This is a genomic window from Rhizobium sp. IBUN (assembly GCF_000510625.1).
Lineage (GTDB): Bacteria > Pseudomonadota > Alphaproteobacteria > Rhizobiales > Rhizobiaceae > Rhizobium > Rhizobium altiplani.
The window spans coordinates 40,336-65,396 of record NZ_AZNV01000032.1 but is presented as its reverse complement, the minus strand read 5'-3'; the positions used below and the strand labels follow the sequence as shown (position 1 = coordinate 65,396).

Genomic DNA, 25,061 nt, shown 5'->3' with positions numbered 1-25,061 from the left:
GGACAATATGTTGGAGCAGGCTGCCAACACTGCCATGACGATCGGGCCGACAGTTCTAGCGCCGCAAGGGCTGCTGTTTCGACGGCCAATCGATGTGGTAAGGGCGCCAGTACTTTCTGTCGATGATAAGCGAACTATCCTCGCGGCATGGGCTTCGGACTTTTACGCGATCGATTCGAAACCGTCTCTCCGTCACGTTCCAGGAACACCGGAGCCAGTTTCGATCGATGAGGTTCAGTCTGCCCTCAGAGAACTCGATCGGCGCTACGATACCTGAGATCAGGCTGTCAGGCCGTCTATCTCGGCGACTTCCGCAGCTGCTTGACGGTGCACCAACAAGCGAGCGTTGTTCGTCGCCGCCAGGCTCTACGGAGTTTAATGACTCCGGCTCGCGAACGGGCGTTAGTCGCGAAGGCTCTACTAGCAGCGGCGATCGCCTCGGTGTCGTGTGTGAGGGCATGGCCATATGGGGCGAGGCAAAAGCGGTGGTTAGGGGAAATTGGTGGCACTTGGTGCGTCGTCTGGCCGACAAAGCGGACGATGATGAGATTGCTCCGCGAGCCAGTTCCATAAAGCGCAGCCTGGCAAACGACCTGGCCGCCCAACGGGCCACACTTGAGTGCACAGATTTCTTCACTCAGAAAACAAAGGGTTACGATCGGTTTAGAGGCCGCCTGAACGAGCGGCGACCCCGAAGAGTGCTCATCCCCGGGGTTGTGCGCCACACTCAGCAGGTAGGAGATGCTACCACTTATGTTCGTATAGGTGGCAGGGGGAAACGGCTGAACGTTTACTTTCGCCCGGCTTGCGGTTCAACTGTGTTTTGGAAACCTGAGTCTTGTCCAACCGTTCCCACGGGCGGTCTCCACTTTCAGCGAGCCCCCCGGCAGCGGGCGCAACAACTCCTCCTCAGGCTTGTCAAGGTCGAGCCACGCTTTCCAATCCCTCGGTCGAAGGACAACGACCTGGCGATTATGAAAAGGCTCCACGTCGGATCCCGGCTCCGTTGTCAACATCGCGAACGCCGAGGGCTGGCCTTTCCGGCTGGGCTGCCATATCGCAGCGATCGCCATGAACATCGCGTCAAAAAGCGTGAACCTTTGTTTGATCTTCTGATATTTTTTCTTGGCAGGCTCGAAGAAGGCGCTGGCTGGTACAAGACACCGGTGGCAATCGCTGAAATGTCTTCCCTGCGATCGAAAGTTGAATACCGGGCCGCGCCTGCCGATCGGCGGAAAGCCGAACTTCATCTGCGCTAGCTCAACGATATTGTCGCCCGCAGCTCGGATGACGGGAGCCATGTCGCCGACCTTGATGTCGTCAGCCGGCGGCATATCCAGTTCCGTTTGGTGTGTCGGCATGCCAAGCGTGAGATCCTGGATCACCTTGCAGTATTGGGCGTAGCTGGCAAGTTGTTCGTACTCGTTGCACACAGGGAAGGCCTTACTGTCCGGGTCGTTCCAGAACATCGCTATGGGAACGGGGCCATCGACTGCGCTGATGCTCAAGCTGCAAGCTTGGATACTGCTGGCCCTTACCTCTAACGCGAACGGCAATCGGATGTGTCTATCAACAGGCAACTTAACTCCACGGTTCGCAGTCGGCAAGTCATATGCCGGCTGCTTGCCGCGCCGCGGCGAGGTTGTGCAAATAGAATGGGCGGCTATCAGGCCGCCCTTTCGAATAACGAAAAAGTTTGGTGAGGCTAAGCCGGTCGTTCTTCTCCGACGCGGGGCTTCCATGTAATGAGGCGCTTTTCGGCAACGTCAAGGAACAGGTCGATAATCAAGACGAAAACGGCGAGGATAATAATCCCCCCGAACACGCCCACAGCGTCGAAATTGCCCTCAGAGCGTGCGATCAGATATCCGAGCCCAGCTGACGCGCCAAGATATTCACCAATGATTGCGCCGACCACAGCAAATCCGACCGAGGTCCGGAGTGACGAGAGAATCCAGGTTGCTGCCGCCGGGAAGTAGACGTGGCGTAGCAGTTCGGATCGCCGCGCGCCCAGGATGCGGGTATTCGACAACACGACCGGATTAACTTCGCGCACGCCCTGAAGGGCGTTGAAGAATGTGACGAAAAAGACCAAGGTGACCGCCAGGGCAACCTTCGACCACAGACCAAGACCGAGCCACAGAACGAAAATAGGAGCAAGGACAACGCGCGGGATTGCATTCACGGCCTTGATGAACGGATCGAGGATGCGAGCGACGTAGGGGCTTAGCCCCAACCAAACGCCCGCGGCAACGCCCAGGCCGGTTCCGATCAGATAACCCAGGACGGTTTCACTCAGAGTGATGCCGACGTGTTTGTAGAAACCCGGATCGCTTACCCAGCTGACCACCTGGTTAACGATGTCATAGGGTGCCGGAAAGAAGAAGCGATCGATGACGCCGGATGTGACGCCCAACTGCCAAGCGCCGAGGATTACTGCCAGCAGTGTGACTTGGATTAGGCGGACATTAATGGCCTGCATAGCTTTTCTCCACTTCGCCCCGTAGGGACGCCCAGATGTCGCGATAAAGGGTCATGAATTTAGGATCGAGTTTGATCTCGGCCACGTCTCTCGGACGTTCGAGATCGACACCGAAGCTCTCGATGACGCGGCTGCGCGGTCCGGCAGCCAGGACCACCACTCGGTCGCCGAGCGCGATAGCCTCTTCCAAGTCATGGGTAATCATGACCACGGCACGACGGTCTTCTTGCCAGAGCTTGAGCAGTTCATTCTGCATCAAGTGGCGCGTATGAATGTCCAGCGCCGAGAACGGCTCATCCATCAAGATCACCTTGGGCTCGGTGATCAGGGCTTGCGCCATCTGTACGCGCTTGCGCTGGCCACCTGATAGTTGGTGCGGAAACCGATTCTCGAATCCCTTAAGACCCACCTTCTCCAACCAGGCAACGACCTTGCGATGACGCTCTTCGGCTGCCACCCCGCGAAATAGCAGGCCCAACTCGACATTTTGATATGCCGTCTTCCAGGGCAGCAGGGCGTCCTGCTGAAACAAGTACCCGATGTTGTTTTGGACGTCCTTGACGGGGCCCCCGTCAATGCAGACCTCTCCTTTGGCCGGCTTTAGAAGCCCCGCGATCGCATTGAGAATTGTCGATTTGCCGCAACCCGTAGGCCCTACGATGGCAAGGAATTCGCCATTGCCGACCTTGAGGTTGACGTTTTCGACTGCGACAAAGGACCCGAACGCCATGGTGACGTTGTCTATGGTGACCATCGGGGGAAGGCTAGGTTGAGACACCGCCTCGATTTTCCTTACTGCGTTTGCCATATTACACCCCTTAGTTTTCAGCACTATGGCCAGCGGCTTCGACGAACTTGTTCGTGTACGTCGTGTTGAGGTCGATCGTGGCCTTACCAACGCTTTCGTTGAAGCTCTTGAGGACTGCGAGAGGAGCCTCGAGGTCGGCTGGCGTGAACCGGCCGTCCTGAGAGAAGATTGCCTTCGCGTTCTCGACCGCCTTGATGTACGTCTGCTTGTCGCCCGAAACGAAGTCGTCCGGGAGCTGGGCTACGATCTCCTCAGCAGAGTGTTCCTTCATCCAGTGAAGTGCCTTCACGGTCGCATTGGTGACCTTCTGAATTACCTCAGGATGCTCGTTGATGTAGTCCTGGTTGGCGTAGAGGACGGATGTTGGATAGATGCCTCCATATACGGCCTTGGCACCTTCGTCGCTTCTTGCGTCGATTAGGATTTTGCCCAGCCCACGCTCAACGACGATCGTGGCGGCGGGGTCATAGTTGACCAGAAGGTCGATCTTTTCTTGCTGGAGAGCGGCTACAGCCGCGGCACCCGAGCCGACGCCGATGATCGAGATGTCATTATCGGTCAGACCATGCTGCTTGAGGTAGTAGCGGATGAAGAAGTCGGACGAAGACCCCGGAGCAGTGATGCCGACGTTCTTGCCCTTAATCGTTTCCGGCTTGGCTGGATCGAAGTCAGTGTCGTTCCTGCCTGCGAGAACAAGGCCTGAGTTCCTTGCGAGTTGGACGAAGCCAACGACATGCTTGCCTTGGGACTGCATCTGGATGGTGTGGTCATAAAAACCGACGGCGACGTCGGTCGACCCGGCCACCAGCGCCTGGAGGACTTTCGAACCACCCTGAGCGAAGTTCTCGGTCGTGACGTCCAAACCCTCCTGCTTGTAGAACCCCAAGCTTTCGGCGACTGGAAAGGGCAAGTTGTTGAGATTGTAGGAGCCCACGCTCATGCGAACAGAGTCGGCGGCATGAGCTGCGGTAGTGAGAGACAGCGCGGTAGCTACTGCCAAGAGATATTTACGCATGAGATTTCCTCCCTATGTGCTCCGGTCCTCGCCGGAGCGGGTTACGCAGCGTTTTCAACACGCTCGTTCGGCTTCGCGAAGGCGTATCCTTCGAATAGTCTCCTCGCGGTCCTAACCAGGCCTGCGACGGTCGATCCGTTTCGGGTCTCCAGCTGCACGTCGATACGTCCGCTGGGGTGTTCGATACGAACCAGCGTCGGCAGCACTTTGTCGCCGACGATTTGCGCTGCTACGGTTCCTGAAGTTGTGGCGGCCGTGGCAATCCCGACTGCACCCGTGGTTGCGAGAGCAGGGTGGCAGTCATTGGGCATAAAGTATCTCACTGAAATCGTTCCGCCCTTCTTGGCCGGGGAAATCACAACGGGCTTAGGGATGACCATGTCGGACACATCTCCCATTCCCATCAAACGACCTGCTTCAATCCGAATGGAGGCGAGGCGGTCGATGAGCTGATGGTTCGCTGATAGAGACGCAGCGTCTTCGTAGCCAGTTACGCCCACGTCTGCGGCGCGAATAAGAACCATCGGGATTGCGCAATCGATCGCGGTAATTTCGACCCCGTCGATAACATCTAGCGGCTTGCCGGTAGGAAAGAGCTTTCCGGTCTTCGCGCCGGCCGCGTCCAGGAAGGTGAGGGCGATCGGTGCGGCGAGGCCCGGAACTCCATCGATAGACGCATCGCCCAGGTAGATGACTTCGCCTTTCCGGGTCGGGACCTTCGCCTCAATGATTTTTCCCGTGTTGACGTTGTGAATCCGTACGAGCGTGTCAAAACTACCGGCCGGTACGAGGCCGGCCTCGATCGCGAATGGACCAACAGCGGCGAGCATGTTGCCGCAGTTCGGTGAGTAGTCCACGATCTGTCGGTCGGTTCGCACCTGGGCAAACAGGTAATCGACGTCTGCCCCATGAACGCTGGCTGGACCGATGATCGCAACTTTCGACGTCACCGGGTTTCCTCCTCCGATTCCATCAATCTGCAACGGGTGGCCTGATCCCATTATGGAGAGCAGGGTTGTGTCGCGACCAGCTTGATCCGCGGGCAAATCGGAAGCCAGAAAAAACGGGCCCCGGGAAGTGCCGCCGCGCATAAGGACGCAAGGTATGCGTATCAGGTCGTTCATTACATGTCCTCGAATATTGCGTAAGCCGGATCAATTCGCTTGCTTATTGCATTATGCGAAACATCGGTGTATTTGTTAAATGCAATGTTTGGCGGGATTATTGCGAAATGAGCATCAATTGCGAGATTCTAGATCTCCGCGCTTTCCAAGCGGTCGTGGACCTCGAAAGTTTTCATCGGGCCGCTGAAGCACTCAATATCTCCCAACCAGCCCTCACCAGACGAATTCAGAAGCTTGAGCAGTCCATTGGCGCGCCACTGCTCGATCGGACGACCCGTCACGTTGCGGCGACAGCCACAGGGCAGGAGTTGCTTCCGCTGGTAAGGCGGATGCTCGAGGAGTTTGATGGTTCCCTCTTCGCCCTAAAGGATGGAGGATCTCAGCGCCGCGGACTAATCACGATGGCCTGTGTTCCGACCGCCGCCTTCTATTTTCTGCCCACGGTCATCAAGAAGTTCGGAGCTGACTATCCTCATATCAGGCTTCGTATCCGCGATTTGACGGCAAACGAGGGGCTGCAAGCTGTGGCACGGGGGGAGGTGGAATTCGGTATCAATCTGATGGGGAATTCGGACCCGGACCTTTCCTTTGAGCCGTTGATCGATGACCCGTTCGTGCTTGCAATGCGAAAGGATCACCCTCTGGCGGCTCATGAACGACTGAACTGGGGACAGCTCGATGGATATCCACTCGTCGTGGTCGATCGATCGAGCGGAAATCGGGCACTGTTGGATGGCGCTCTCGCGAAGCATAACCTCAGGCTAAACTGGTTCTATGAGGTCACTCATCTCAATACGTCATTGGGTCTTGTCGAGGCTGGGCTCGGCATCTCAGTCCTTCCCAGACTGGCGACTCCTCAGGAAGAGCATCCGTACCTAGTCTCACGCCCGATCGTTGATCCAGTGGTTACTCGCACCATCGGGATCGTACGCAGACGCGGCGCGCCGCTGTCGCCCGCCGCCGAGAAGTTTATTGAGGTGCTTCTCAAAACCTGGAAAGGCGGGACGCCAACGCCCGAAGCTTAGCAATTGATGCAAGATTTGCAGGAATGTGTTGCAGCGGCCTAAATTGCCGTAAGCCATCTGCGGACAATTAGGCACCCAATCTGTTAGGCGTCCAATCTTTGTTGCTTGTCTGATGAGATGCCGTAATGGGTCGACCCACTCGGAGAATGTAGCCCGATCGGTGGCTGTCCCTCAGAATGACGATGTTACGGGCCGCCCTGTTGTAGGTCCCTCACGCGCTCTGGACAGAGCTCACTAAAATACATCGCGAGATCTTGAAAATCGTTCACCACGACAAGGTCTGCCAACGGCTGATGACCACGCCTGGCGTTGGTGCGCTTGTGGCGATTACCTATCGTTAGCATTGACGACCCGAGTGGGTTTGCAAAGTCTCAAACTGTCGACGCAGACTTCGGACTGACACCAAAGAAGCACCAGTTCGGCGAGGTGGATCTGAATCGTGGCAATCACCGTCTCAAAAGTCACCTCAAGAGGCGTTCGAACGTTGTGAATTGGCTCCACTCGGAGGTCCCAAGAGGACTGCATATATACCGAGCGAGAGTGTCGTGACGCGTCTACGGCAGGCTTCCGGGAAGTCCTCCATCGGCGCCGCCTTTTTCTCCCCCGACATCCGCGCCACCGAGCCGCCGCACGAAGTCCGCGAAGAAGAGCGAGGCGTTAGTGGCCTGTCTGTGCACGGCAATCGTCTGAGGAATTCGCGAAAACACTCCATCTACCAAGCGGAAGCCTTCCATCCGCTCCGAGGCGTTGACGAGGAATTCGGTTAGTCCAGCGGCGGCGTCGCATTCTCGGTCGGCTAGAACTTCGAGCGCCGCCGCGGGGCTGTCAACATGCAGCACCGTCGCTCGTTTGAGGGTTCGTTCAAGCTGCTTGGTATAGGCGGCGCTCCGCGCGGAAGTGATGCGGATTCCGTCGGAATCTACCGCGTCCGCCGTCCGGTAGGGCGAACCCTCTGGAATCAGGTAGGTGGCCTCAACGGAGATGTAGGGAGGCGAGAAGTTGAAGCGATCGGTTCTTGACGGATCAGACGCGATGAAGGCGATGTCCCACTCGCCGCCATCCGCAGCGCAAAGGATATCGGCGGCAGATCCATATTGCATCAGGGATAGCCCACGATCGAGTTCGTCAGCAATCCTATCCGCAATTTCCACGCTCGGGCCCACCAAGGTACCTGCTTTTTCGTCCCAGCGGATCAGCGCTTCGTTCGACATGTTGACGGCGGCCCTTATGGTTCCAGCCGGCGCTATCTCCGAGCGGACCTGGTCCAAATTGAACATGCTACGCCTCCCTAGTGCGAAAACCTGGACGCAAGTGCTTCCGAACCTCTGGCAAGGAGGGCAACGTCGACGCCAACTGCCGTGAACAGCGTTCCCTGCGCAATGCAGCGAGCTGCAAACTTCTCGTCAGCCGTCAAGATGCCCGACGGTTTACCGACGGCATTCAAGCGCTCGATCGCATTCTCGATTGCCGAGACTACATCAGGATGTCCCGGTTGGCCAGGATAGCCGAGGCTGGCTGCGAGATCCGCCGGACCAATGAAGATCCCGTCGACTCCGTCGACCCCTGCAATGGCTTCAAGCTGATCGAGCGCCTCTTGTGTTTCGATCTGCAGTAACAGGCAGATCTCCTGTTCGGCGGTCTGTGCGTAGTTTGACACACGCCCGAAACGGGTGGCGCGGGTGAGGGCGGATACGCCGCGGATACCTCGCGGTGCGTAACGCGCGGCGGCCACGGCCGCCTTAGCCTCCTGTTCATTCTGCACATATGGAATGAGAAGTGTCTGGACGCCAATATCCAGAAAACGCTTGATCAATACAGGGTCGTTGAAGGCCGGGCGTACCACGGCGGCGACGTCGTACGGCGCGACCGCCTGCAATTGTGGAAGCACGGTAAGGACGTCGCTGGGAGAATGCTCGGTATCGAAAAGCAGCCAATCGAAACCGGACGGTGCGACGATTTCCGCTGCATAGCTGCCCGGAAGGCCGCACCACAACCCGATCTGACTTTGACCGGCCAGGAGTTTTCGCTTGAACCTGTTGACGGGGAGTTCCATTAGATCCTCACACGAATGAGACGCCGATCGAGCCGACGGGGCCGTAGTCGGCCTGGATCACGTCTCCTTGGGCGATGTCCACAGGGCGGGTGAAAGAGCCGGCCAGCACGATCTGCCCCTTTTTCAAACCGCCGCCCACGGCATGGAGCTTGTTTACCAACCAAGCGATCCCAGCTGCCGGATGGCCCATGATCGCTGCAGAAACACCGGATTCCTCGATAATGCCATTCTTCGAGAGGGTGGCGCCCACCCAGCGGATGTCGATATCCATTGGACGAATGATGCGCCCCCCTACAACGATCGCTCCAAAGGCGGCATTGTCAGCGATCGTGTCGGTGATCGCTCTTGGAATCTCGGTGCGATAGTCGATGATCTCGAGAGCCGGGACTACGAATTCAGTCGCCCTCACTACGTCGTAGATCCGCGTTCCAGGCCCCTCGAGATCCTCGCCCATCACAAAAGCGAGCTCGACTTCGAGGCGGGGCTTGATAAAGAGGTCCGCCTTGATCTGCGCTCCGTCATTGTAGAGGGCGTCGTCCAGGATGACACCATAGTCGGGCTCGGTCATCTTGGATGCCATCTGCATCGCGCGCGACGTCAGGCCGATCTTGTGCCCTGCGACCCGAGCACCCTTCGCAGTCCGAGCCTCCGCCCAGAGCGCTTGAATGTTGTAGGCGTCTTCAAGCTCCAGGCCGGGGTAGGTCTTGCTCGGTTGAACGATTGGCTTGCGGTCGGTTTCCGCCTTCAAAAGGGCGTTGGCCGCGTCTCGGCGTTCCTGTTCTGTGATCATGGCTTCGGCTCTGTCGTTGGTTATTTGATTGGTGGACGCGGCAGCACGGCTTCGCCGGGCTCCATGACGTAGGTGTAGTCGAGCGAGAACCAGGGGCCTTCGACGCCCGGCTCGGACGGATGCGGTTCGTCATGGCGGACGAAGTCGCCGGTCAGGGCTGCGGTCACTCCAAACTGAACGTCGGAATCGATGTTCGGATCGCTTGGATCGAAGACCTGGGAAATCAGCGTTTTGTATCCCTGCTTGAAGATCAAGGCGTGAAGATGCGCTGGTCGGTACGGGTGACGCCTCTGCGCCTTTAGCAGTCGGCCGACGACGCCGTCGACCGGAATCGGGTATCCGACCATCTTCACGGTTTTGAACCAGAAGCGCCCGTCGGCGTCCGTGGTGAACTTGCCCCGAAGGTTCATCTCAGCCTGATCGGGATCCTGATTTTCATAGAGCCCCACGGGAGAAGCGTGCCAGACGTCGACTTCGGCACCCGCGATCGGCCTGCCGTCCCGGTCGACCACCTTGGCGCGGACAAATAGTGGCGTGCCTGGCGTGTCGGAGCGGATGATCGTACCGCCGTTTTCGACACGGGGAGAGTTCAGTCGCCAGAACGGGCCGAGAAGGGACTGCGACGTCTCCGTTTGGCCGCTGTTGCCGTTGTTCAACAGACAAACCAACGAGGATACGCCGAGAGATCCAGCCATGAGAACGAACTCGTTGTGGCTGTCCGTCTGCAGTTGTCCGATCTCGTTCAATATGGCCGTAGCCTCGCGGAACTCGACTTCGGACAACCGCACCTCCCGCACGAATGCATGAAGATGTTTCACCATCGCTAGGAGGATCTCTCGAAGACGTGGATCCTCGGTTTTGTTCATCACCCCGAGGACGGCCGGTGTCAGCTCGCTTTCGGTTTTTATGGCCATAGGCTACCTCCCAATCGCGTCGACTATAAAAATAATCGATTATCTGTCAAGGATTGTTACGGCGACGTTTTCTCCGCAGTAGCTAGAAAGTCTGGGGAGGCAACTAATAAAACATTGAAATAATTTACTTATAGTGACGGTGAGGACGGGCGGCTGGCGCCAAATTGGCGCTCATTCGCAATTTGCCGTTGACGCAGATAATCGTTTATTATAGCGATCATCGACAGTTGATCAAAATCGCCAAGGAGCAGGGATGAGCTCGACCGACGACAGCGCCTCAGCACCCATGACAGACGAGGAGACGGCGTCCGCGGGTTTTGCCGACGATGGGAAGAATACTATCGGAAGCCAGTTGGCGTCGCGCCTCCGCGAGGCGATCATCTCTGGCGAGTTGGAGGCCGGCAGCAAGATCAATCTCGACAAGGCGCGCCGCACGTTCAACGTCAGCCTAAGCCCTCTGAGGGAGGGACTTGCCCGCCTCATATCCGACGGTCTTGTGGAGTTTCAGGATAATCGCGGCTATCGGGTAGCTCCGATCTCACTGGCAAATCTGGAGGAAATCACGACGCTCCGCGAAGAGCTCGAAGTGTTCGCGCTGCGGGAATCTATGCGAATCGGCGACGTCGAGTGGGAGAGCAATATAATGCGCTCGCTCCATCGCCTGAACCGCACGGAGCGAGATGCCTCGCGGCCTGAGACGCTCGAGCAATGGGAGGCTCTTCACCGGGAATTCCATCTCACGCTTATTTCCGGTTGCGGCAAACCGCTCCTGTTACATTTCTGCGGCCTCTTGCTGAACCTCAATGACCGGTACCGCCGGGTCTTCCTTATCCGGACTTCCGGTGACCGGAACGTTGGCCAGGAGCACAGCGAGATTGCGCAAGGAGCGGTCGCACGGGATATCGAATACGCTAGCGAGAAACTGCGACTGCACATCCACCGCACGGGGACGAACCTTCGAAATCATCTCGCGACGAAAGGGATCGTCTGATGGTAGCGCCTGGATTGAAATCAGAGCAAGAGATTGGTGTAGCGCACTTCTCCGCCATCTCTTTGACGCCAATGAACTTTGCGAAGGCCGCAGCGGGGGCGGGTTTTTCGAGAATTGGATTGAGGCTGAATCCGGCGTTCCCAGGAGCGCCGTACTACGAGCTGCCCCACGGTGGCCACGCAGCGGAAGAATTGAAGGCCGTACTGCGCGGCGAAGCGATCGAGGTCTTCGACATCGAGTTCTTTGTCATCGACCCCTCCTTCAACGCCTCGTCTCTGGAACCGATAGTCGCTGCGGCTGCTAACATCGGGGCCAAGCGTCTGAGCGTTTGCGGCGACGATCCGGACGTGAGCAGGCTGCAGTCGAACTTCAGCGAGTTCTGCGACCTTGCAGGCAGGTACGGATTGGCGGTCGATATCGAGAACATGGGCTGGCGGACGGTCAGAACATTTGCCGACAGCGTGAATCTCCTGAAATCGAGCGGCGCGCCCAATGCCGGCGCGCTCGTCGACGGAGTGCATTTCTTCAGGAACGGCGCAACGTTGACGTCGCTGCGCGCCGAAATCGACAGGGTCAAGCACGTCCAGTTGTGCGACCTCGCCGGCCCTCCCCCGAGTACGGCCGAGGCGATGATTGCGGAGGCTCGAGGCAAACGCCTTGCCCCAGGCGATGGGGAATTGCCCTTGGGCGAACTGATCGCAATTGCCGACGGGGCTGCAGCATCGGTCTCGGTCGAAGTACCTCTTTCAGGCTCGGGAGACGTGGAGGAGCATTTGAAACGCCTGTTCGAAGGGGCCGTACGAATATTAAATCCGGGTCAGTGATCCGGCGCCGGCGAGGCGAAGCAGCGCCGAGTGGAGGAAACCAACACAGGGGTTACACGTTTGATTTTGGTGCCGCTTCGACCGCGCCCCGGAATTGTTTTGGGGTTCGCTCGGAACGTTGGGTCTCGCCTTGGCCGGGATGCTGCTCGCTCTCGTGATAGGAATCCTTGGCGTCGTAGCGAGGACGTCCAAGATCGGTTGGGTCCGCGCGCCGGTCATTGCGTTCGTCGACGTCGTCCGAACACGCCGTTCCTGGTGCAGATCTTCTTCATCTACTTCGCCCTTCCGCTTATGGGCATTCGCCTGAACCCGACGGTCACAGCAATCATTGCGCTGGGGATCAACGGCGGGGCCTACGCCATCGAGATCATCCGCGGGGGCGTTGAGAGCATCAGCAAGGGACAGATTGAAGCTGGTTTTGCGCTCGGGCTGCACAAGGCCGACGTCTTCCGCCTCATCGTTCTCAAGCCGGCACTGCGAGCGATCTACCCGTCTTTGACGAGCCAATTCGTGATGCTGACCTTGACCACGTCGGTGTGCACCTCGATCGCTTCGTCGAATGGCGTCGACCGCCCTCGCCGAAGCATTGAACGGAGTGCCATCTTGGAACTTTGACACGGTCAGCCTGAGCGAAAGGTGCGTCCGAGCCCTAAGCTGCGTGCTCCGAAATCCTCTGTATGGCGTAGACGGTTAGCTCTCGACGGCTCAAGTTGCACGTGGTCGGGGCGCCCTTCGCGGCCCGCAGGTGAAATGCTAGCTTACGAGCGCAACTCCTCCCTTACGAAATCAAGAAAACTGAGACTTTCATGAATTTTGGCATTGACGCCATCGGGGATTGCGGGGCAGTTTGAACCACTTGGAAATTGGTTCGAACCAATAAGCAAAATGGCAGTACAAGGGCTACCCGAAAATTCGACTTATGCTCTCGAGAAGCTCCGAGAGCTGCTGAGCTCTTCCGATCTTCCTGCGGACGGCAAGCTGCCGACCGAGCGCGCTCTCTCCGATCTGTTCGGCGTCAGTCGCCGCGCCATTCGCCGGGCGCTGGAAGTCCTTGATGCCGAGGGCAGGATTTCTCGCCGCCAGGGATCCGGGACTTACGCTGGTCAGCGAGCCGAAGGGCTTAGCCGGCATGTCGGCGCTATCGTCGCCGGAACCAATTTTCTTGAGATCATGGAAGTGCGGCTGCGAATAGAGCCGCAGCTGGCGCAACTTGCTGCCGTCCGTGCCAAGCCAGCCGACATCGAGCGCATGCGTGAACTGACGAAGAAGATCGTCGCCAGTGAGGATGCCGACGCGCGCGAATTGTGGGATGGCGCGCTGCACCGGTTGATCGCCCAAAGTGCCGGCAATCAGTTCTTTCTCGAAATCTTCGATGTCATCAACCACGTCCGCCAGGACGACGCCTGGCAGGCGATCCGCGAAATGGCGCGGCGCAGCCACAAGACGGAAGAGCGCGCTTATGCGCAGCACGCCGCCGTGATCGACGCAATCGCCGAGCGGGATCCGTTACGCGCCGCCGAAGCGATGCGCCAGCACCTGCTGATGCTGCAGGAAAGCCTCATCCGCGTCACTTCCTTCGATCTGCCGGAAGAGGGAAGCGAAGAGAAACGAAAAGCTGATGGAGTTGCTCCCGACGCCTGACGATCGGCCGGCCGGGGAAGCCGGCCGGAACACTGGTTCAAACATAAGAGGGAACGAAATGAAAACTGCCAACTTCCTTGCTACTCTTGGCGCAAGCGTCCTGTTAGCGCTACCAACCTTTGCCGCCGAACTGAAGATCGGCCTTGCCGATGACGCTGACGTCTTGGATCCGGCACAATCGCGTTCGTTCGTCGGTCGTATCGTCTACACGGCGCTCTGCGACAAGCTGTTCGACGTCACGCCCGATCTCAAGATCGTCGGGCAGCTTGCAACGGATTACAAATGGTCCGCCGACGGAAAGGAACTGACGCTAACGCTGCGCCAGGGCGTGAAGTTCCAGGATGATACGCCCTTCAATGCCCAGGCCGTCGTCGACAATATCACGCGCGCGATGACCCTGCCGGAATCGCGCCGCAAGAGCGAGCTTTCCTCCGTCTCCAAGGTCGAGGCGACAGGGGACTACGAGGTGAAGTTCACGCTGAAGGCTCCGGATGTTACGCTGGTCGCACAGCTTTCCGACCGCGCCGGCATGATGATCTCGCCGAAGGCCGCCAAGGAACTCGGCGCCAAGTTTGGCGATCATCCCGTCTGCTCCGGCCCGTTCAAATTCGTCGAACGCGTGCAGCAGGACCGCATCGTGCTCGAAAAGTTCCAGGACTACTGGAACAAGGACAACATCTTCATCGACAAGATCACCTACCGGCCAATCCCCGATAGCGCGGTGCGGCTCGCAAACCTGCGCTCGGGCGATCTCGATCTGATCGAGCGCGTAGCGCCGACGGATGTCGAGACCGTGAAGGGCGATTCCAACCTGGACATGGTCGACAAGGTCAATATCGGCAACCTCGGCATCTACTTCAACGTCGGCAACGGCGCCCGCGCCGACAATCCCCTCGGCAAGGACAAGCGCCTTCGCCAGGCCTTTTCGCTGGCGATCGACCGCGAAGCAGCCATGCAGATCGTCTATGACGGGACGGGTGTCGCCGGCAATCAGCCGTTCCCGCCGTCGAGCCCGTGGTTCAACAAGGATCTTCCGGTTCCGGCCCGCGACGTCGACAAGGCCAAGGCCCTGATCAAGGAAGCAGGCTTCGACCGCGTTCCGGTCGAGCTCACCATGGCCAACGATCCGATCATCGCGCAGATGATGCAGATCATCCAGTCGATGGTCGCCGAAGCCGGGTTCGACGTGACCTTGAAGGCCACCGAATTCGCCACGCTGCTCAACGACCAGACCGCTGGCAACTACCAGGTCAGCCGCTCGGATTGGTCCGGCCGCTTCGATCCGGATGGCAACACCAACCAGTTCTACACCACTGGCGCGGGCCTCAACGACATGCACTACAGCAACCCCGACGTGGACATGCTGCTTTCCGAAGCCCGCCAGTCGCAGGACGATACCGTGCGCAAGCAGAAATACGATGCTGCCGGCAAGATCCTCGCTGAGGACCTGCCGATCGTCTACATCGGACATCAGGCCTGGATCTGGGGCTACAACAAGAAGGTCACCGGCTTTGTCCCGTCGCCGGACGGCATGATCCGCCTCGTGGGCGTGAAGAAGGCCGACTAACAAAAAACGCCGCGCGGGGGCTGTCTCCCGCGCGGCGCCTGCAACGCGACTGACAAGCATCGGGATCTCCTCATGTACACCTACATCGGAAAGCGGCTGCTGCTTGCCATACCGACGCTGCTGATCATATCCGTCTTCGTCTTCTCGCTGCAGAAGCTTCTGCCGGGTGATCCGGTCCTGGCCATGGCCGGCGAGGACCGCAGTCCGCAAGTACTGGAGCTCTTGCGCGAAAAATACCGGCTGAACGATCCGGTGGTCTACCAGTACGGCTACTGGCTGGCTGGTGCGGTGAAGGGCGATCTCGGCATCTCGCTGAGGACGAACCAGGAAGTGACGACGCTGATCGCCGAGAAGCTGCCGGTGACGATCCAGCTCGCCGTGATGTCGATCGTCTTTGCACTGTTGATCGGCATCCCCATGGGCATACTCGCTGCAGTCAAGAAAAACACCGCGCTCGACCTTGTGGCCAATTTCATCGCGCTCTGCGGCCTGTCGATCCCGAACTTCTGGTTCGGCATCATGCTTATCCTCTTCATCTCGGTAAAGCTCGGCTGGCTGCCGGCCTCGGGCTACGCGCCCTTTTTCGAAGATCCGCTGCATTCGATCGAAACAATGATTATGCCGGCGTTCGTTCTCGGCAACGCGCTCGCAGCCACGCTGATGCGCCATACGCGCTCCTCGATGCTAAGCGTGCTCAGCGCCGACTATATCCGCACCGCCCGTGCCAAGGGTCTGTCGGAGAGGGCGGTCGTATTGCAGCATTCCTTCCGCAACGCGCTGCTTCCGATCGTCACCGTCACGGCGCTTCTCTTCGGCGAGCTGCTTGCGGGTGCTGTTCTGACCGAGCAGATCTTCACCATTCCCGGTTTCGGCAAGTTGATCGTCGATGCCGTGTTCAACCGCGACTATGCCGTCGTGCAGGGCATCGTGCTTTGTACCGCGACCGGCTTCATCATGATGAATCTCGTCGCCGACGTGCTTTATGTCCTGCTCAACCCGCGCATGAGGACCGCCCTATGACCGCCATCGAGCAGTCGGCCACAGCAGTCGAGCCGCGTTCGCAAAACCGCGCCTGGCGCAAGATGAAGGCCAACAAGGGCTCACTTGCGGGCCTTGTAATCGTCCTCTTCTTTGCGGTCGTCGCGATCTTGGCGCCGCTGCTGCCGATCCCCGACCCGGCGGCGACGAGCTGGTCGGCGATCCGCAAGGCGCCGTCGCTTGCCCATCTTCTCGGCACCGACGATCTCGGTCGCGACATTCTTTCGCGCATGGTCTGGGGCGCCCGGGCGTCACTGCTGGCCGGCATCTTTTCGGTCGCGATCGCGGTTGTCGTCGGCGTGCCCTTCGGCCTGGTCGCCGGCTATTTCGGTGGCTGGATCGACCATATGATCTCGCGCGTCATCGAGGCGTTCCTGGCGATGCCGTTCCTGATCACGGCGATCGCGCTTGCCGCCTTCCTGGGGCCGAGCCTCTCCAACGCGATGATAGCGATCGGGCTCTCGGCCATGCCGATCTTCGTGCGGCTGACGCGTGGCCAGACGCTCGCCGTCAAGACCGAGGAATTTGTGGAAGGCGCGCGCGCCATCGGGCTTCGCCACTTCAATATCATCAGGCGCTACATCCTGCCGAACGTCTTTGCGCCTATCCTCGTGCAGGCGACGCTGACGATCGCCACTGCTATTATCGCCGAGGCAAGCCTGTCCTTCCTCGGTCTCGGCCAGCAGCCGCCAGCGCCGAGCTGGGGTTCCATGCTCAACGTTGCCAAGAACTTTCTAAACCAGGCGCCCTGGATGGCGCTGTGGCCGGGACTGGCGATCTTTCTCGTCGTCATGGGTTTCAATCTTCTCGGGGACGGCCTGCGCGATGCGCTGGACCCTCGGGAAGCGTAATTTCTTCGAAAGGAAATTGAGATGAGTACGTTCACGACCCGCCCCGAAATTCTCGGCACCTTCGGCGTCGTCACCTCGACGCACTGGATCGCCTCGGCCGTCGGCATGAGCATCCTGGAAAAGGGCGGCAACGCCTTCGACGCGGCGGTGGCGACCGGTTTCGTACTCCAGATCGTCGAGCCGCATCTGGTCGGCCCTGGCGGCGACCTTCCGGCGATCATCTATTCGAAGAAGAAGGACAAGGTCGAAGTCATCTGCGCCCAGGCGCCGGCGCCGGCCGGAGCCACGATCGAGCACTATACGAACGAGGGACTGAAGATGATCCCCGGTGACGGTCTGCTCGCGACCGTCATTCCGGGCTCCTTCGATGGCTGGATGCTGATGCTGCGCGACTACGGCTGCTTGAGCGTCCGCGACGTTCTCGAACCCGCGATCCATTATGCTGAGAACGGCCATCCGGTGCTGCCGCGCGTTTCTGCCACCATCGCCGGCCTTGCCGACTTCTTTGAAAAGGAATGGCCGACCTCGTTCGAAACCTGGCTGCCGGGTGGCTCTGCGCCGGCACCCTGGTCCAACTTCAAGAACCCCGTGCTTGCTAAGACCTGGAAGCGCATCGTCTCGGAATCCGAAAGCAAGTCCGGCCGCGAGGCACAGATCGAAGCCGCACGCGACGCCTTCTATCGCGGTTTCGTCGCCGAGGCGATCGACACGTACCTGCGCAAGGCGGAAGTGATGGACGCAAGCGGCAGCCACCACAAGGGCGTGCTGAGCGCGGACGACATGGCGAACTGGCAGGCGACCGTCGAGGCGCCCCTCACCTATGACTATCACGGCTGGACTATCGCAAAGACCGGTCCGTGGGGACAGGGGCCAGTACTCCTGCAATCGCTGTCGTTGCTGAAGGGCTTCGATCTCGCCTCCATGGATCCGGCCGGTCCAGATTTCGTACACACGGTCGTCGAGGCGATGAAGCTCGCCTATGCCGACCGCGAGGTCTACTATGGCGATCCTGAATTCACCGACGTACCGCTTGAGCAGCTTCTGTCGGACGCCTACGCCGCCGAGCGCCGCAAGCTGATCACGAACGAAGCCTCCTTCGATCTGCGTCCCGGTCGTCTTTCCGGCTTCGAGGCACAGTACGATGCCACCATGGCGCTGCTTGAAGGCGCCAAGACGGGTGCTGTCTACGAGCCGACCATGGCGCATCTGAGCGAGAAGCGCGGCGACACCGTGCATATCGACGTCATCGACAGCGAAGGCAACATGGTGTCGGTGACGCCCTCCGGCGGATGGCTGCAATCCTCGCCGATCGTTCCCGGCCTCGGCTTCTGCCTCAATTCGCGCGCTCAGATGTTCTGGCTGAAACCAGATCTGCCGTCGTCGCTCACCCCGGGCAAGCGTCCACGCACGACGCTAACGCCTTCCATCGCGCTCCATGAAGGCCGGCCGACACTCGCCTTCGGTACGCCGGGCGGCGACCAGCAGGACCAATGGCAGCTCGCCTTCTTCCTGCGCTATGTCCATCATGGCATGAACCTGCAGGAAGCGATCGACCAGCCGCTCTTCCACACCGCGCATTTCCCGGGCTCCTTCTATCCGCGCACCCGGGCGCCAGGCGACCTGACGGCCGAAGCCAACTTCCCCGCGGCAGTGCTCGAGGCGCTGCGCCAGAAGGGCCATCAGCTCACGGTTGCCGATCCATGGACCGTCGGGCGCCTGACAGCGGCGCGGCGCGATGCCGACGGACTGTTACGCGCGGCTGCCACGCCGCGCCTGATGCAGGCCTACGCGGTCGGGAGATAATCGCCATGACCTGGTCCATCGTTGCCCGCGAACCGGAAACCGGCCATCTGGCGATCGCGGTCGCCACCCGCTTCTTCGCCGTCGGCGGCGTCGTGCCGCACATTCGCGGCCGCGTCGGTGCGGTCGCGACGCAAGCCTTCGTGAGCCCGCTCTACGGCACCGATGGTCTCGCCATGCTCGCCGCCGGCAAGTCGCCGGAGGCGATCATTCCGGCTCTGACCGGGCGCGACGAGGGGCGGGACCAGCGCCAGCTGCATCTTGTCGATGCCAAGGGCCGCAACGCGGCCTTCACCGGCGCCAAGTGCATCGACTGGGCCGGCCATCTGGTCGACGACAACGTCTCGGTCGCCGGCAACATGCTGGCTGGACCGCAGGTGATCGCCGAAACGCTTTCCACCTTCAAGAAGACGGCGGGCGGGCCCCTGGCCGAACGGCTGCTTGAAGCCATGCAGGCCGGCGAGGACGCCGGCGGCGACAAGCGCGGCAAGCAGTCGGCAGCGCTCGTCATCTACCGCGATCAGGATTTTGCCTGGCTCAATCTGCGCGTCGACGACCACGCCGATCCCTTGGGCGAACTCACCCGGCTCTACGCCGTCGCAAAGGAGCGCTACCTGCATGTCGCCGAGACCATGCCGACCCGGGACAATCCAAGCGGCATGATCGACCGGCGCGAAATCGACGAGCGGATTGCGGGGCTGGAGGCCGAGCGCGTGGCGGCCGGAAGACCGTCCGCCTCGTTCGCCACGCCGCTCAAGGCCGCGACCTAATGCAAATGGAAGGTGAGCCCATGACAACCGCAGCCGCGCTCAAGCCCGCCGCAGGCCTAGCACCCGTCCTGTCGGTCTCCGGCCTGACGACGTCGTTCAGGGTGGACGGCGCCTGGCGGCCGGTCGTGCGCGACGTCTCCTTCGACGTGATGCCCGGCGAAACCGTCGCCATCGTCGGCGAAAGCGGCTCAGGCAAGAGCGTTACGTCGCTCTCGATCATGCGGCTGCTTGCAAAAGGCAGCAGTCGCGTCAAAGGCCGCATCCTGCTCAACGGCAAGGATCTCCTTTCGCTCTCCGACAAGGAGATGCGCGGTGTCCGCGGCAAGGACGTCGCGATGATCTTTCAGGAGCCGATGACCTCGCTCAATCCGATCTTCACCATCGGGCGGCAGATTTCCGAGGCATTGACCTGCCATGGCAATCTTTCGGCGGTGGAAGCCAGGGCCGAGACGATCCGTCTGCTCGAAAAGGTCCGGATCCCGAATGCGGGCTCGCGCTTCGACGAATATCCCCACCAGTTTTCCGGCGGCATGCGCCAGCGGGTGATGATTGCCATGGCGCTGGCCCTGCGTCCGAAGTTGTTGATTGCCGACGAGCCGACGACCGCGCTCGATGTCACCATCCAGGGCCAGATCCTCGATCTCATAAAGACGCTGCAGGAAGAGGAGGGTATGTCCGTCCTTTTCATTACCCACGATATGGGCGTGGTAGCAGAGATTTCGGACCGCACCGTCGTCATGTATCGTGGCGAGGCAGTTGAAGCAGGAAAGACGGAAGACGTTTTCCACCGCGGCCAGCATCCCTATACCCGCGCCCTGCTTTCAGCGGTGCCGCGTCTGGGCTCGATGACGGATCGTGAAAGCCCGCTTCCATTCCCGGTGGTGGACGCGGCGACCGGCCAGCTGAAAGAGGCCGCAGAGGCTTGCCGAACCGTTGACGATAACAGGAAGCCGATCCTCGAAGTCAAAGGGCTCGTCACCCGCTTTGACATTCGCGGCGGGCTGCTCGGGCGCAAAACCGGTGCGATACACGCGGTCGAGAACGTTTCCTTCGACCTTCACCAGGGCGAAACACTCTCGCTCGTCGGTGAATCCGGCTGCGGCAAGTCCACGACCGGCCGCTCGATCATGCGCCTTCTCGATGCGCGCGCCGGCAGCGTCCACTTCGAGGGGAAGGATGTTCTGAAACTCGACGGCGCCAGCCTGCGCACCATGCGGCGCAACATCCAGATGATCTTTCAGGATCCCTTTGCCAGCCTTAACCCGCGCATGAGCGTCGGCACCTTGATCGCCGAACCCTTCAGCGAACACGGCCTTGGAACGCGCGCTCAGGCACGCGACAAGGCCGCCGACCTAATGGAACGGGTCGGGCTGAAGGCGGAGATGATGAGCCGCTATCCGCACGAATTCTCGGGCGGCCAGCGCCAGCGCATCTGCATTGCCCGTGCACTGTCACTCGATCCGAAAGTCATCGTGGCCGACGAAAGCGTTTCGGCGCTCGATGTCTCGATCAAGGCACAGGTCTGCAATCTCCTGATGGACCTGCAAAAGAGCCTCGACCTGGCCTACCTGTTCATCTCGCACGACATGGCCGTCGTCGAGCGCCTCAGCCACCGGGTCGCAGTCATGTATCTTGGCGAGATAGTGGAAATCGGGCCGCGTCCCGCGGTCTTCGGCAATCCGCAGCACAGCTATACGAAGAAACTGATAGATGCAGTGCCGGTCCCCGATCCCGCCCGCCGCGGTATCCGGCGAAACCTCGCGGCTGACGAGCTGAAAAGCCCGGTGCGTCCCCTCGACTACGTCCCGCCAACACGCGAGTATCGCGAAGTCAGCCCTGGCCACCTCGTCAGGATCGACCAAGGCGCCTAGGACCGAGGTTTGTGCCCCTATCCAACCGGCTGACCCCATGCTGACGTTTCGCAACCACACCTATCCGATATTGTTCGGAGAGCGGCAGTAGGAAGCGCCAGTTGCCGGCTGCCGCCCTGTTATCCCAGGGGCGCGCCACGAACATTGAAAACAAACCGCGTTTTTCGGGCGCAGATGGGCCGCGTTCGCATCCGTTCCCATCTGCGCCCATTGTTATTTTCAGGCGCAAGGGCAGGGCGACGTGTCTGCTTTGCGCGCCACCACCGGTCATTCGACAATGTAACTAAAGGCGGGGCATGATACCCCGCCATAGTCGCTTGGGCGATCAGCTCTTCACTGCTTCGATCTTTGGCGGTTGCCAAGAACCGTCCAAGATGCCTTCCTTGCCCCAATAGGCGCGAATGTAGAGTGAGAAAGTTCCGTCGGGTGCGGGGAGCCAGTTGGTTTCCTTGTCTTTGCCCGTAGACTTCGCGCCAACGTAGAGCGTGAGCGAACCGTCGCTGTTGCGTTTGAGGTTCTTGTTCTTCGTGCCGAGCGAATAGCGCTTGAGGTCATTTGCGTGGAATAGGTGCTTGTCGTTGTACAGCGTCAGCGACCAGAAGCCATTGACCGGAGGCTCCTGTCCGTTCGCGAAGGTGACAGCATAGCTACCGCTACCGACAAGCTGTTTACCGGCAGAATCGAAATCCGTGTAGAAATACTGTGTCTCATTCGGTCGGTTGTCGAACATGTTCGATTTCGAGGTTCCGGTTCGGTTGAAGTAGTCGAGACCGAATTGGGCGTTGTTGGTCGAGCGGTTCCAGCCATTGCCAGCCGGTCGGCCGTTGTGCTTCCATTCAAAGAACGGGCCAATGACATTCTTCTCGGTTTCAATGGCTGTCTCGACGAGCAGCTTCTTCAGGTCCGGGTCCGTCGCTGCTTCATCGAGCAATAGACGGAACTGGCCGTATATCGCTTCTTCGCCCGGAAGCGGGTCAACCTTGGCGATCACGTCACCGAACTGGTCAAAGAATTTTTCTGGTACTACCCACTTCGTTTCACCACCGCCGCCGTCGGGGTCGGTTGACTGCGGCACCGGGATTTCCTTTGCCGCAGCCCATTTGATCTTTTTCATCTCCCCGGTGAAATCCTTCAGCGGATAGAAAACAACCTGATCGATGGCGGATTGTGTCGCCTTCTTGTCTTCAGGCGTGTCGTCCTGAAAGATGCGCGGTATTGCGTTGGCAAGCGCAGTCGGGCAACGGATGATGTCGGTAATCCCATTCGGTTTCAGACCGTTCCACCTCGGGCCGACAAGCAGGTAGAACCCCGGCTTCGTTCCATAAGGTTTGCCGATATGACCGAACTGATCTGTGCGGTGATCGTATAGGGCATAGACCCAGAAGCGGTCGCCGAAATCCGGCACCTGCGCGACAACCGGTTCCTCGTCGAGCGAGAAGAATCCCAGCCCATAGACCTGATTGGGGCATGTCACAAAGGTTTCGGAGGGCTCGATATAGTCATGCAACATGCCGACCTGACCCCGCGGAGCCGCTGGCAGGATGCCGCCAAGCAGGCCCGGATAGGGAGCCTGCGTAATCTTGGCGTTGCGGTTGAGCATGTTCACCATCGGCCAGCCCCAGACATAGGCCATCTGGGCAATCGTCTTGGCGTAACCCGGCTGCATCGTGATTCCGGTCGGGCATGGTGATTTCAGTAACGCCGCTATTGGCCTGTGCCTGAACCGCCCCACCTGCCGCCAGGAGCGGCGCGGCAGAAAGCACCAGAGGTGCCGCACTTCTTGCGCCAAAGGCGGCGAGTGTTGCCACGCCAAAACTCGTCTTCATGGCGCCTCGACGGCTCTCGTCCATTGTCTTGCTCATGGTTTACAATTTCCTGAGGTTGAGATTGGCGGAAACTCGATTGGTTCACTTCAATTTCACAACATCGTCAGGCTTCCATGTCTGATCGAAGAATGCCGTGCCAGTGCCATAGAGGCGAACGGCTGCGATGAAGTCGCGGCCTTCGACTGTCTGAATCCAGTTGCTTTCGGGTGCTTCAGCCGGTTTGGTCGCGCCGAAATAGAGATCGACTGACCCGTCGTCGTTGGTCTTGACCTTGTAGAAGGCGTTGATCGACGGCAGGAGCTGTTTTGTCTCCGGCATTGATCCGTCGGTGACGTTGTAGGCCGTCACCGCCCAGAAGAGCACCGCTGGCGGGTTCGGCGGCAGATGCAGCTTGTAGGCATTTGATCCATTCAGGAAATTGCCATCGGCATCGCGGGCCGTGAATGGATACTTCGAACCGGCGTCCAGGGTTCTCATGACCATGGCGGGGGCGGAGGAATAGGCGAACTGGAAGTAAGAGGCGCGCTGAAGGACATCCAGATAGCTATCCTGCATCCACTCAGCGGTGCCTCCTGCCCAGATGTTCTCGTACTGCCGATCGGTATAGTAGAGATTGCGCTTATCCGGACGACCGAGCTGGCGGCTTGCAAGGATCATTTTGGGGGCTGTCTCGACGGCTTTCTGAAGGGCTGCTGTCTGCTTGTCGGTCGGTTCGAATGGTTGGCCTTTGATGATGCCGATCGACGCGAGCACGCCACGGGTTACAGGATCGATCGAGGGAACGGGCTCGTAGTCAACGAACTCCTTCAGCTTCGTCCAGTAGGTATTGCCGGTCGGGTACATCATGTTGACGCGCTTGCCGCTGGCGTCGGGGAATTGCATCGGCTTGACGTTCTTCTCGGGAGCCCAGAGAGGGTAGACGCGCGTCCGCTCGGCATTCGCGGCGGCTGGAGCCGGGTCGGGACCGTTCTCGCCCTTGGCCATGATGGTGCGGAAGAACAGAAATACGTTGTAGGTGGGCGACTTGAACGCGAAATAGCCCTTTGGAACTTCTCCGTCGTAGTCCGGCGGCAGGAGAAGATAGAGGCCGCCGCGCGCCCGATCGGGGCCGATCGCGCCGACGTCGGTGAGTGTGTGCTGGTAGAAGTCGGTGAACATGCCGATGACGTTCGGCGGTGCGGCCACGATCAGCGGGCCATCCTTTTTCAAGTCGAGATAGCTCATGGAGTATATGACGTCAGCATTCGGCGTTGGAACCCATGTGCGGCTGTCCATGCGCTCCTTCCAGATCGGTAGAACGTTATATCCACCACCAAAAGCGGCCTCGGAGCCGTCACGCATGCCAATGGTGTTTAGGATCGGCAGCGAGAGGACATAGGCTTGGACGGCATTCTGGTAGAAGAAATCATCAACCAGCGACTCCGCTTCCTGTTGCGGCAACCAGTTTCCCTTGTTGATCTGTTCCATCAACGGTGGGATTTTCGGGGTGGCGTCCTGCGCGGTGGCAGGCAAGCCGGATGCCGCCACAAGCCCCAAGACCGAAACGGCGGTCGTCACACGTAAATGCGATATCAACATCGTTTTCTCCTGTCTCACCGACGGAATCCAGCGGAGGGAATCTGTGGCAGCAGGAGATAGGGACGAGCATGCAATTGGAAGTACGTTACGGTA

General features: G+C 59.5%; 21 protein-coding genes and 3 pseudogenes. 13 read left to right on the top strand and 11 right to left on the bottom strand.

Going from position 1 to position 25,061, the window contains the following annotated elements; genetic code table 11:
* The first annotated feature begins 7 nt into the window (after positions 1–7).
* Positions 8–277: a hypothetical protein gene (locus RHIBUN_RS37120; RefSeq protein WP_037217510.1), complete on the top strand. Its 270-nt coding sequence runs from the start codon at positions 8–10 to the stop codon at positions 275–277.
* Positions 278–812: 535 nt separating this feature from the next.
* Here the strand turns inward: RHIBUN_RS37120 and RHIBUN_RS0124335 are convergent.
* From RHIBUN_RS0124335 to RHIBUN_RS0124315, 5 genes are all read right to left on the bottom strand, one after another.
* The gene (locus RHIBUN_RS0124335) at positions 813–1,433 is read right to left on the bottom strand and encodes an SOS response-associated peptidase family protein (RefSeq protein WP_025661566.1); all 621 of its coding nucleotides are present in this window, start codon (positions 1,431–1,433) and stop codon (positions 813–815) included.
* A 272-nt stretch (positions 1,434–1,705) separates the two neighbouring features.
* Positions 1,706–2,482 carry an ABC transporter permease gene (locus tag RHIBUN_RS0124330; RefSeq protein ID WP_025661565.1) on the bottom strand — a complete coding sequence of 259 codons (777 nt, stop codon included), beginning with the start codon at positions 2,480–2,482 and terminating at the stop codon, positions 1,706–1,708.
* Complete coding sequence (locus RHIBUN_RS0124325) at positions 2,469–3,236, bottom strand: ABC transporter ATP-binding protein (RefSeq protein WP_037217507.1); 768 nt, start codon at positions 3,234–3,236, stop codon at positions 2,469–2,471. Before RHIBUN_RS0124325 ends, RHIBUN_RS0124330 begins: the two co-directional genes overlap by 14 nt.
* A 64-nt stretch (positions 3,237–3,300) precedes the next feature.
* Entirely contained in the window at positions 3,301–4,305 is a 1,005-nt protein-coding gene (locus RHIBUN_RS0124320; RefSeq protein ID WP_025661563.1) for an ABC transporter substrate-binding protein, read from the bottom strand.
* Between the two features lie 41 nt (positions 4,306–4,346).
* Positions 4,347–5,429 carry a 4-oxalomesaconate tautomerase gene (locus RHIBUN_RS0124315; RefSeq protein WP_025661562.1) on the bottom strand — a complete coding sequence of 361 codons (1,083 nt, stop codon included), beginning with the start codon at positions 5,427–5,429 and terminating at the stop codon, positions 4,347–4,349.
* 107 nt (positions 5,430–5,536) lie between these two features.
* Here RHIBUN_RS0124315 and RHIBUN_RS0124310 point away from each other — a divergent pair, with 107 nt between their 5' ends.
* Both RHIBUN_RS0124310 and RHIBUN_RS37485 read left to right on the top strand, forming a co-directional pair.
* Positions 5,537–6,454, top strand: coding sequence for a LysR family transcriptional regulator (locus RHIBUN_RS0124310; protein WP_025661561.1), 918 nt, complete (start codon positions 5,537–5,539; stop codon positions 6,452–6,454).
* A 215-nt stretch (positions 6,455–6,669) separates the two neighbouring features.
* A pseudogene (locus tag RHIBUN_RS37485) lies at positions 6,670–6,889 on the top strand (transposase); the annotation flags it as partial.
* A gap of 119 nt (positions 6,890–7,008) precedes the next feature.
* On the opposite strand, the gene RHIBUN_RS0124305 reads toward RHIBUN_RS37485, so the two are convergent.
* The 4 genes from RHIBUN_RS0124305 to RHIBUN_RS0124290 are packed head-to-tail and all read right to left on the bottom strand — an operon-like array spanning position 7,009 to position 10,211.
* Positions 7,009–7,731, bottom strand: coding sequence for a transporter substrate-binding domain-containing protein (locus RHIBUN_RS0124305; protein ID WP_025661560.1), 723 nt, complete (start codon positions 7,729–7,731; stop codon positions 7,009–7,011).
* Positions 7,732–7,742: 11 nt separating this feature from the next.
* Entirely contained in the window at positions 7,743–8,507 is a 765-nt protein-coding gene (hpaI, locus tag RHIBUN_RS0124300; protein ID WP_025661559.1) for a 4-hydroxy-2-oxoheptanedioate aldolase, read from the bottom strand.
* 7 nt (positions 8,508–8,514) lie between these two features.
* Positions 8,515–9,297 (bottom strand): 2-oxo-hept-4-ene-1,7-dioate hydratase, encoded by a 783-nt coding sequence (gene hpaH, locus RHIBUN_RS0124295; protein WP_025661558.1) that lies wholly within the window; start codon positions 9,295–9,297, stop codon positions 8,515–8,517.
* A gap of 20 nt (positions 9,298–9,317) precedes the next feature.
* A complete protein-coding gene (locus RHIBUN_RS0124290) occupies positions 9,318–10,211 on the bottom strand; it encodes a dioxygenase (protein WP_025661557.1) in 894 nt (297 codons plus the stop codon).
* 253 nt (positions 10,212–10,464) lie between these two features.
* Here RHIBUN_RS0124290 and RHIBUN_RS0124285 point away from each other — a divergent pair, with 253 nt between their 5' ends.
* From RHIBUN_RS0124285 to RHIBUN_RS0124240, 10 genes and pseudogenes are all read left to right on the top strand, one after another.
* The gene (locus RHIBUN_RS0124285; protein ID WP_025661556.1) at positions 10,465–11,202 is read left to right on the top strand and encodes a GntR family transcriptional regulator; all 738 of its coding nucleotides are present in this window, start codon (positions 10,465–10,467) and stop codon (positions 11,200–11,202) included.
* A complete protein-coding gene (locus RHIBUN_RS0124280) occupies positions 11,202–12,026 on the top strand; it encodes a sugar phosphate isomerase/epimerase (RefSeq protein ID WP_025661555.1) in 825 nt (274 codons plus the stop codon). The genes RHIBUN_RS0124285 and RHIBUN_RS0124280 overlap by 1 nt, the downstream gene beginning before the upstream one ends.
* A pseudogene (locus RHIBUN_RS33875) lies at positions 12,026–12,581 on the top strand (amino acid ABC transporter permease); the annotation flags it as partial. The gene RHIBUN_RS0124280 and the pseudogene RHIBUN_RS33875, both read left to right, overlap by 1 nt.
* Before the next feature lie 330 nt (positions 12,582–12,911).
* Positions 12,912–13,667: an FCD domain-containing protein gene (locus tag RHIBUN_RS0124270; protein WP_025661554.1), complete on the top strand. Its 756-nt coding sequence runs from the start codon at positions 12,912–12,914 to the stop codon at positions 13,665–13,667.
* A 58-nt stretch (positions 13,668–13,725) separates the two neighbouring features.
* Entirely contained in the window at positions 13,726–15,234 is a 1,509-nt protein-coding gene (locus tag RHIBUN_RS0124265) for an ABC transporter substrate-binding protein (RefSeq protein ID WP_025661553.1), read from the top strand.
* A 72-nt stretch (positions 15,235–15,306) separates the two neighbouring features.
* Positions 15,307–16,254 carry an ABC transporter permease gene (locus tag RHIBUN_RS0124260; RefSeq protein WP_025661552.1) on the top strand — a complete coding sequence of 316 codons (948 nt, stop codon included), beginning with the start codon at positions 15,307–15,309 and terminating at the stop codon, positions 16,252–16,254.
* Positions 16,251–17,123, top strand: a complete 873-nt coding sequence (locus RHIBUN_RS0124255) for an ABC transporter permease (RefSeq protein ID WP_025661551.1) — start codon at positions 16,251–16,253, stop codon at positions 17,121–17,123. Before RHIBUN_RS0124260 ends, RHIBUN_RS0124255 begins: the two co-directional genes overlap by 4 nt.
* Positions 17,124–17,144: 21 nt before the next feature.
* The gene (locus RHIBUN_RS0124250; protein ID WP_025661550.1) at positions 17,145–18,926 is read left to right on the top strand and encodes a gamma-glutamyltransferase family protein; all 1,782 of its coding nucleotides are present in this window, start codon (positions 17,145–17,147) and stop codon (positions 18,924–18,926) included.
* Positions 18,927–18,931: 5 nt separating this feature from the next.
* Positions 18,932–19,693, top strand: coding sequence for a DUF1028 domain-containing protein (locus RHIBUN_RS0124245; RefSeq protein WP_025661549.1), 762 nt, complete (start codon positions 18,932–18,934; stop codon positions 19,691–19,693).
* A 20-nt stretch (positions 19,694–19,713) separates the two neighbouring features.
* Positions 19,714–21,564 (top strand): ABC transporter ATP-binding protein, encoded by a 1,851-nt coding sequence (locus RHIBUN_RS0124240; protein ID WP_025661548.1) that lies wholly within the window; start codon positions 19,714–19,716, stop codon positions 21,562–21,564.
* A gap of 325 nt (positions 21,565–21,889) precedes the next feature.
* Here RHIBUN_RS0124240 and RHIBUN_RS0124235 read toward each other — a convergent pair.
* Positions 21,890–23,426: pseudogene (locus RHIBUN_RS0124235) on the bottom strand (DUF1254 domain-containing protein).
* Positions 23,427–23,471: 45 nt separating this feature from the next.
* Positions 23,472–24,968: a DUF1254 domain-containing protein gene (locus tag RHIBUN_RS0124230; RefSeq protein ID WP_037217504.1), complete on the bottom strand. Its 1,497-nt coding sequence runs from the start codon at positions 24,966–24,968 to the stop codon at positions 23,472–23,474.
* Positions 24,969–25,061 lie beyond the last annotated feature (93 nt).